The organism is Sphingomonas sp. ACRSK (assembly GCF_022346685.1).
Taxonomy (GTDB): Bacteria; Pseudomonadota; Alphaproteobacteria; order Sphingomonadales; family Sphingomonadaceae; genus Sphingomonas; species Sphingomonas molluscorum.
Map to the genome: position 1 here is coordinate 20,517 of NZ_JAKRNR010000034.1, position 8,410 is coordinate 28,926.

The following is an 8,410-nucleotide window of genomic DNA, read 5'->3' on the forward strand; positions in this document are numbered from 1 at the left end:
CACGCGCACGCGAGAGTCCAAAGCCACGGACGCGCACGCCTGCGGCTGTGCAGGCGGACCGCCTCAGTCCAAATTCGGCCGCAGCCAGCGTTCCGCCTGCTCCACGCTCACCCCGCGGCGCCGGGCATAGTCCTCCAGCTGGTCCCGCCCGATCCGCGCCACGCCGAAATACTGGCTGTCCGGGTGGCCAAAATAGAAGCCGGACACCGCCGCCGTCGGCAGCATCGCGAAGCTCTCGGTCAGCACCAGGCCCGCGCGCTCGCCCGCGTTCAGCATGTCGAACAGCATCGGCTTCAGGCTGTGCTCCGGGCAGGCGGGATAGCCGGGCGCCGGGCGGATGCCGCGATACTGCTCGCGCACCAGCGCCTCGTTGGTCAGCTGCTCGTCGGGCGCATAGCCCCACAGGGTGGTGCGGACATGCTGGTGCAGCCGCTCGGCGAACGCCTCGGCCAGGCGATCCGCCAGGGCCTTGAGTAGGATGTCGTTATAGTCGTCGTGCGCCGCCTTGAAGCGGGCGATGTGCGGGTCGATGCCGTGGATGCCGACCGCGAAGCCGCCGAACCAGTCGCCCGCCGGATCGATGAAGTCGGCCAGGCACATGTTCGCCCGCCCCTCGCGCTTGGCGATCTGCTGGCGCAGCATCGGCAGGCGCACGCTCGCCTCGTTGGCCGGATTGAGGTCCGGCGTGTGCAGGTCGGCCGGGAAGTGCGCGCCGTCCGGGCTCACCTGGTCGTCGCTGTGGCGGGTGCGCACCACGATGTCGTCGCCGTCGCGGTGGCACGGCCACAGCCCCGCCACGCCGCGCGCCGTCAGCCACTTCTCGGCGATGATCGTGTCCAGCATCTTCTGCGCGTCTTCGTACAGCCCGCGCGCGCTCTCCCCCACGATCTCGTCGTCGAGGATCGCCGGGAAGTTGCCGGCCAGTTCCCAGGCGCGAAAGAACGGCGTCCAGTCGATGTAACCGCGCAGGTCGGTGAGGTCCCAGTCGTCGAACTGGTGGATGCCGGGCTGCGCAGGAGCCGCCGGCTTCTGCGTGAAGTCGGCGACGAAGCCCGCTGCGCGCGCATCCGCGATCGGCAGCAGCGCACTCTGCCCCTTGCCCTCGCGCGCGGCGCGGACGGCGGCATAATCCTCGGCCACCTTGGTCACATAGTCGTCGCGCTGCGTGTCGCTCACCAGCGTGGTCGCCACGCCCACCGCGCGGCTGGCGTCGAGCACATGCACCACCGGTCCGTCATAGGCGGGCGCGATGCGTAGCGCGGTGTGCACCTTCGACGTGGTCGCGCCGCCGATCAGCAGCGGCATCACCATCTTGGCGCGCTTCATCTCCTCGGCCACCGTCACCATCTCGTCGAGCGAGGGGGTGATGAGGCCGGACAGGCCGATCATGTCGGCGTCATTCTCGTTCGCCGCCTCCAGGATCTTGGACCAGGGCACCATCACGCCCAGGTCGACCACCTCGAAGCCGTTGCACTGGAGCACGACGCCGACGATGTTCTTGCCGATGTCGTGGACGTCGCCCTTGACGGTCGCCATCACGACCTTGCCCTTGCCCTTCGAACCCGGCTCCTTGGCGGCCTCGATGAACGGCAGCAGGTGCGCCACCGCCTTCTTCATCACGCGGGCGGACTTCACCACCTGCGGCAGGAACATCTTGCCCGATCCGAACAGGTCGCCGACCACGTTCATGCCGTCCATCAGCGGGCCTTCGATGACCTCGATCGGCCGTGCGAACAGCTGACGCGCCTCCTCGGTATCGTCGACGACATGGGCGTCGATGCCCTTCACCAGCGCATGTTCCAGTCGCTTGGCGACGCCCCAGCTGCGCCACTCGGCCGCCTGCTTCTCGGCCACCGCATCGGTGCCGCGGAACCGCTCGGCGAGCGCCACCAGCCGCTCGCCAGCATCGGGATCGCGGTTGAGGATCACGTCCTCGCACGCCGTGCGCAGCTCCGGCTCGATCTGGTCATAGACCTCAAGTTGGCCTGCGTTGACGATCGCCATGTCCATGCCCGCGGGGATCGCGTGGTACAGGAACACCGAGTGCATCGCCTTGCGCACCGGCTCGTTGCCGCGGAACGAGAAGGACAGGTTCGACAGGCCGCCCGAGATATGGACGTGCGGGCAGCGCGCCTTGATCTCGCGGCACGCCTCGATGAAGTCGACGCCGTAGTTGTTGTGCTCCTCGATGCCGGTCGCGACCGCGAACACGTTGGGATCGAAGATGATGTCTTCGGGCGGGAAGCCGATGCCGACCAGCAGCTTGTAGGCGCGCTCGCAGATCTCGACCTTGCGGTCCTTGGTGTCCGCCTGGCCGACCTCGTCGAACGCCATCACCACGACCGCGGCACCATAGGCCATGCACTTGCGGGCGTGTTCGAGGAAAATCTCCTCGCCTTCCTTCATGCTGATCGAGTTCACGATCGGCTTGCCGGAAACGCACTTCAGCCCCGCCTCGATCACGTCCCACTTCGAGCTGTCGACCATCACCGGGATGCGGGCGATGTCGGGCTCGGCCTGGATCAGCTTCAGGAAGGTCGTCATGGCGTGGTGCGCGTCGAGCAGCCCCTCGTCCATGTTGACGTCCAGCACCTGCGCGCCCGCCTCCACCTGCTGGAGCGCGACCTCGATCGCGGCGGCATAGTCGCCGTTCATGATCAGCTTCTTGAAGCGCGCCGAGCCGGTGACATTGGTGCGCTCGCCGATGTTGACGAAGCTGGTGGAGGAGGCGGTGGCGTTCATCTGTCTTCTTCTTGATCCTCCCCGGTACGGGGAGGGGGACCAGCGAAGCTGGTGGAGGGGGGTTGCCGCAGGGAGCCCGCTCGCGGAGAGCCCCCTCCACCACGCCCTTCGGGCGCGGTCCCCCTCCCCGTTCCGGGGAGGATTAGTCTCAAGCCGCCATGGTGAACGGCTCGAGCCCGGCAAGTCGCGTCCGCACTTCCGGCGTCGGGATCTTGCGCGGCGGCAGCGCGCGCACCGCCTCGGCGATCGCCTGGATGTGCGCGGGGGTCGATCCGCAGCAGCCGCCCAGCACGTTGACCTGGCCGTTCTCCGCCCAGTCGCGCACCAGCCCCGCAGTCGTCTCCGGCGCCTCGTCATAGGCGCCGAGCTCGTTGGGAAGGCCGGCGTTGGGATAGACCATGATCAGCGTGTCGCAGATCTGCGACAGCGTCTTCACGTGCGGCCGCAGCTGTTCCGCCCCGAACGAGCAGTTGAGCCCGATGGTCAGCGGTTTGGCATGGCGCACTGCATGCCAGAACGCCTCGACCGTATGCCCCGACAGGTTGCGTCCGGACAGGTCGGTCAACGTCATCGACAGCATGATCGGCAGGTCGCGACCAAGCGCGTTCCCCGCCTCGATCGCCGCCATGATGCCGGCCTTGGCGTTCAGCGTATCGAACACCGTCTCGATCAGCACGAAGTCCGCGCCGCCCTCGACCAGCGCATCGATCTGCTCGCGGTACACGTCCTTGAGGTAATCGAAATCGATCTCGCGGAAACCGGGATCGTTGACGTCGGGGCTCAGCGACAGCGTCTTGTTGGTCGGCCCGATCGCGCCGGCGACGAAGCGCGGGCGACCGTCCTTCGCCTGGAACTCGTCGGCGATGCGGCGGGCGAGCCTCGCGCTCTCGACGTTGATCTCGCGCACCAGATGCGCGGCGCCGTAATCGGCCTGGCTGATGCGGTTGGCAGAGAAGGTGTTGGTCTCGGCGATGTCGGCTCCGGCCTCGAAATAGGCGCGATGGATCGACTCCGGCACCTCGGGCTTGGTCAGCGCGAGGATGTCGTTGTTGCCCTTCTGGTCGTGCGAGAGGCCGAGCGTGCCGGCGTAGTCGGCCTCCGACAGCTTCCAGTTCTGGATCTCGGTCCCGAACGCGCCATCGGTGATGAGCACGCGCTTGGCGGCCTCGGCCAGCAGGGTTTCGCGGGGAGTCATGCCTTCAACCTTCTCTCGTCGCCCTGAACCTGGTTCGGGCCCCATCTATCCGCACGTGTCGCCGCCGCCCGCTGCACGATGATGCCGAAACACGTGCGGCATGCCGTGCGAAGCGGCGAAGCGCCTTACGCCGCCACCGCTCCCGCCGCCTTGTTCGGCCGCAGCCCGAGCAGGTGGCAGATTGCATAGCTCAGCTCGGCGCGGTTGAGCGTGTAGAAGTGGAAGTGGCGCACGTCGCCCGCATAGAGCCGGCGGCACATCTCCGCCGCGATCGTCGCCGCCACCAGCTGGCGCGAGGCGGGATGGTCGTCCAGCCCCTCGAACAGCCGGTCCATCCAGTCCGGGATCGCCGCCCCGCACATGCCCGCGAACTTGCGCGTCTGGGCGACGTTCGAAACGGGCAGGATCCCCGGCACGATCTCGGCCGAAATGCCCGCCGCGGTCGCTGCGTCGCGGAAGCGGAAGAACGCCTCGGGCGTGAAGAAGAATTGGGTGATCGCCCGCGTCGCACCCGCGTCGAGCTTGCGCTTCAGATTGTCCAGGTCCTCCGCCTTCGTGCCCGAATCCGGATGGCACTCGGGATAGGCGGCGACCGAGATCTCGAACGGGTGCAGCTTCTTGAGGCCCGCGACCAGCTCGGCGGCATTGGCATAGCCTTGCGCATGCGCCTGGAACTTCTGGCCCGCCACCGGCGGATCGCCACGCAGCGCGACGATGTGGCGCACGCCCGCCGCCCAATATTCCTCGGCCACCTGGTCGATCTCGTCGCGGCTGGCCTCGACGCAAGTCAGGTGCGCAGCAGCCGCCAGGCTCGTCTCGCGCTGGATCCGCGCGACGGTGGCATGGGTGCGCTCGCGCGTCGATCCGCCCGCGCCATAGGTGACGGAGACGAAGCGGGGGCTGAGCGGCTCCAGCGTGCGCACCGCGTCCCACAGCGTCTCTTCCATCTTCGCCGACTTGGGCGGGAAGAACTCGAACGAGACCGCGGCGTCGCCCGCCATGTCCGCGAACAGCGGCGCGTCGAGCGCGCGGCGCGCCTCCTCGAGCTGGTTCACCGAAATCGTCATGCCGCCTGCTTCTCCACCCGGGTGGCGCCGGTCTTGCGCGCCAGCCACAGCTTCACCGTCAGTTCGCCGCCTTCCAGCGTCTCCGTCTGCACGGGCGCGAGCCCGGCGGCGGCGAACCAGCCGAGCATCTGCTCGTCCGAAAATCCAAGTCGCGCATGCGCGTCGCGCGTGCGCAGGTCCTCGCGCTCGTGCGGCGCGAAGTCGACGATCAGCAGCCGCCCCCCGCTCGCCAGCACGCGCGCGGCTTCGGCGATCACGGCGCCGGGGTGCTGCGCGAAATGCAGCACATGGTGCAGGATCGCCGCGTCCGCATCCTCGTCCGACAGCGGCAGCCGGTAGAAATCGGCCTGGCGCAGCTCCGCCTTGTCGAGGCCCCGCTCGGAGAGCTTGGCGCGCGCCAGCCGCAGCATTTCCGAACTACGGTCGACCCCCAGCGCGTGCGCCGCCTGGGGCGCGAACAGCTCCAGCATCCGGCCGGTGCCGGTGCCGATGTCGACGAGCGTCCCGATCGGCTGCGCCCCCAGCGCCCGCGCGCACGCCGCCTCGACCTCGCTCTCGGCCACGTGCAGCGATCGGATCGCGTCCCACTCGCCGGCATGCGCCTCGAACCAGGCGGCCGCCGCCTGCGCCCGATCGGCGCGCACCGCTGCGAGCCGCGCGGTGTCGGCCAGCGTCCAGGGATCGCCCTCGCCGGTCCAGGCATCGATCGCGGCGAGCACCGGCGCGATCCGCGCCTCCTCGCCCAGCGCCACGAACACCCAGCTGCCTTCCTTGCGCCGCTCCGCGAGGCCGGCGTCGACCAGAATCTTCACGTGCCGCGATACGCGCGGCTGGCTCTGCCCCAGCACCTGCGCCAGCTCGCCCACCGACAGCTCCATCGAGCGCAGCAGCGCCACGATGCGCAGCCGGGTCGCGTCCGCAAGCGCGCGAAATATGTCGAGGGCGGGAGCCATGCCCGGTGATATAAAGATTTCTTTATATGGGGTCAACGCCGCGCCACGGCTTGCACGCGCCCGTTGCGGCAGGGAAACAACCCTGCCCCCGGTGCGTTCGCGCCGCGGATGATTTCAGGGTCAAGGAAAGAGGAACCCCCGATGAAGAAGGCCATTCTGCTTCCGATCGCCGCCGCCGCGTTCGCCCTCTCCGCCTGCAGCGACAAGGCGCAGAACGAGACCAGCCAGGCAGCCGATTCCATCGCGGCCGACGCCAACGCCACGATGGGCGAAGCCGTCGACGACGTGGCGGCCGCCAGCGATCGCGCCTTTGACGCGGCGGAGAACGGCATCGACCGCGCCGGCGCCGCGATCGGCAACGCTGCCGACGATGCAGGCCGTGCGATCGACCGCGGCACGCGCGAGACCGGCGAGCATCTGGAGCACGCCGGCAACGACCTCCAGCACTGACGCGATGCGGTTCCTCGTCCTCCTGCTCGCCCCGCTGGCGCTCGCCGGCTGCGGCGGGCCGGAGGACGCGGCACCCGGCGCGATCCGCCCGGACGAGGCGCGCGCCCTCAACGAAGCGGCCGAGATGCTCGGCCCCAACAGCGTGAGCGCCGCGGCGCTCGCCGCCGACAATCAGATGGACAGGCCATGACCCCTCGCCCCCTCGGCCCCACCGACCTCGAGACCCCGCCGCTGGTGCTGGGCGGCAACGTGTTCGGCTGGACGGCCGACAAGGACACGAGCTTCCGCGTCCTCGACGCCTTTGTGGAGCGCGGCGGGCGGATGATCGACACCGCCGACGTCTATTCCGCCTGGGTCGACGGCCACCGGGGCGGCGAGTCCGAGACGGTGATCGGCGAGTGGCTCCGCGCCACCGGCAAGCGCGACCAGGTGCTGCTCGCGACCAAGGTCGGCATGCTGCCGGGCGAAGGCGGGGAAAAGCTCGCACCGGCGCGGATCGCCGCTGCCGTCGAAGCCTCGCTCCAGCGGCTCGGCACCGATCACATCGACGTCTATTTCGCCCACCAGGACGACGAGGCGGTTCCCCAGGAGGAGTATCTCGCCGCCTTTGCCCGGCTGGTCGAGGCCGGCAAGGTGCGCGTCCTCGGCGCGTCCAACTTCCACGCGATGCGGCTGAAGTCGGCGATCGACATCGCCGTGCGCGAGGCGCTGCCGCTGATCCACGTGTTCCAGCCCGAATACAACCTCGTCAGCCGCCACCGGTTTGAGGGCGAGCTCCAGAACCTGTGCATCGAGCACAACATCGCGGTGACGCCCTATTACGGCCTCGCCTCGGGCTTTCTCACCGGCAAGTATCGCAGCCGCGACGACCTGTCGAAGAGCGTGCGCGGCGGCGGCATGGCCGAACTGCTGGAGGGCAAGGGCGCCGCGGTGCTGGCGGCGATGGACACGGTCGCCGCCGAGACCGGCGCCACCCTCGCCCAAATCGCGCTCGCCTGGCTCGCCGCCCAGCCCGGCGTCACCGCCCCCATCGCCAGCGCGACCAGCGTCGAGCAGGTCGAGGAACTGACCGGCTCCTGGGACCTGGACCTCAGCAAGGACCAGCTCGAGCGCCTCACCAACGCCGGCGCCTGACGACGCTCCCGTAGCCAACCGCATCCCCGCGCAGGCGAGACCTCTACGAAACCCCTGACCGTGCTCCTGCGCAGGCAGGAGCCCAGGGTCCCAAGCACCGCCGGTCGTTGGCCCGCTTGGCGCTGGATTCCTGCCTGCGCAGGAATACGGCTGTTACCGATAGGACAGCGCCCCCTGTTTCGCAGTATCCCCGCGCAGGCGGGGATCCAGAGCCCAGCAGAACGACGGCAGCGCCCAGGAGCCTTGCCGCCGACGACGGCGGAGCGGGACTGATCGGAAGATTCCAGGTCATGGACCTCCCAGTGAACGCTTCTAGATCGAGCGCTGAACCGCAGGGCAGAGCGCCTCTCTCCATCCCCACCGCGATGGAGAGAGATGGAATCGGTGCTATCGTGCCTGAATGAGAAAGGCCCTCCGCTCCGTCGCCGCACATCCTCGTACCGCGGCGACCCTATTCAGCGCCCTTATGATCGCGCAGTCCTGCCCTGCAGCCGCGACTTCCTGCGACAGGACAGCCATCGCCGCGATGTCGAATGAGGAGGCGGCCGAGACGATCCTCGACAGCAGCGTGCGGGTCGGATTCGGTTTCGTACGCGAAAGCGAAAGCGGGCCAGACATTCGGCAGCAGGAGGTGGACATCGTGCTACCGCTGAAGGGGCGGGCCGGGATCGTCCTTCTGGAACCCGAATCAATCAACCGGGCCAGGAAAGTGGACGGGTTTTTTCGTTGGCTTCCGTATGGCCCGAACTGTCCGTCGTCAGAACATTCGGCACAACTCGCGGCGTAGATTAGCGGAGTGCGGACCTCGTCAGGGGGTTGATGTTAGGCGGCGAACTTGCGGTGCTGCAAGCGCCGATGTTCGATGGTCT

The 8,410-nt window shown here is 68.6% G+C and carries 8 protein-coding genes; 4 read left to right on the forward strand and 4 right to left on the reverse strand.

What is annotated here, in order from left to right; all coding sequences use genetic code 11:
• Window positions 1-63 precede the first annotated feature (63 nt).
• The 4 genes from metH to MHZ35_RS15215 form a co-directional block, all read right to left on the reverse strand.
• Window positions 64-2,742: a methionine synthase gene (metH, locus tag MHZ35_RS15200; protein ID WP_239436413.1), complete on the reverse strand. Its 2,679-nt coding sequence runs from the start codon at window positions 2,740-2,742 to the stop codon at window positions 64-66.
• A gap of 148 nt (window positions 2,743-2,890) precedes the next feature.
• Window positions 2,891-3,937, reverse strand: a complete 1,047-nt coding sequence (locus tag MHZ35_RS15205; RefSeq protein WP_239436414.1) for a homocysteine S-methyltransferase family protein — start codon at window positions 3,935-3,937, stop codon at window positions 2,891-2,893.
• A gap of 125 nt (window positions 3,938-4,062) precedes the next feature.
• The gene (gene metF / locus MHZ35_RS15210; RefSeq protein WP_239436415.1) at window positions 4,063-5,004 is read right to left on the reverse strand and encodes a methylenetetrahydrofolate reductase [NAD(P)H]; all 942 of its coding nucleotides are present in this window, start codon (window positions 5,002-5,004) and stop codon (window positions 4,063-4,065) included.
• Entirely contained in the window at window positions 5,001-5,957 is a 957-nt protein-coding gene (locus tag MHZ35_RS15215; RefSeq protein WP_239436416.1) for an ArsR/SmtB family transcription factor, read from the reverse strand. The genes metF and MHZ35_RS15215 overlap by 4 nt, the downstream gene beginning before the upstream one ends.
• A gap of 141 nt (window positions 5,958-6,098) precedes the next feature.
• Here MHZ35_RS15215 and MHZ35_RS15220 point away from each other — a divergent pair, with 141 nt between their 5' ends.
• The 4 genes from MHZ35_RS15220 (at window position 6,099) to MHZ35_RS15235 (ending at window position 8,328) form a co-directional block, all read left to right on the forward strand.
• Entirely contained in the window at window positions 6,099-6,407 is a 309-nt protein-coding gene (locus MHZ35_RS15220; protein WP_206432228.1) for a hypothetical protein, read from the forward strand.
• Between the two features lie 4 nt (window positions 6,408-6,411).
• Window positions 6,412-6,597 (forward strand): hypothetical protein, encoded by a 186-nt coding sequence (locus MHZ35_RS15225; RefSeq protein WP_132883039.1) that lies wholly within the window; start codon window positions 6,412-6,414, stop codon window positions 6,595-6,597.
• On the forward strand, window positions 6,594-7,541 hold the full coding sequence (locus MHZ35_RS15230) for an aldo/keto reductase (protein ID WP_239436417.1): 948 nt from the start codon (window positions 6,594-6,596) through the stop codon (window positions 7,539-7,541). The genes MHZ35_RS15225 and MHZ35_RS15230 overlap by 4 nt, the downstream gene beginning before the upstream one ends.
• Before the next feature lie 466 nt (window positions 7,542-8,007).
• Complete coding sequence (locus MHZ35_RS15235; protein WP_239436418.1) at window positions 8,008-8,328, forward strand: hypothetical protein; 321 nt, start codon at window positions 8,008-8,010, stop codon at window positions 8,326-8,328.
• Window positions 8,329-8,410: the final 82 nt, after the last annotated feature.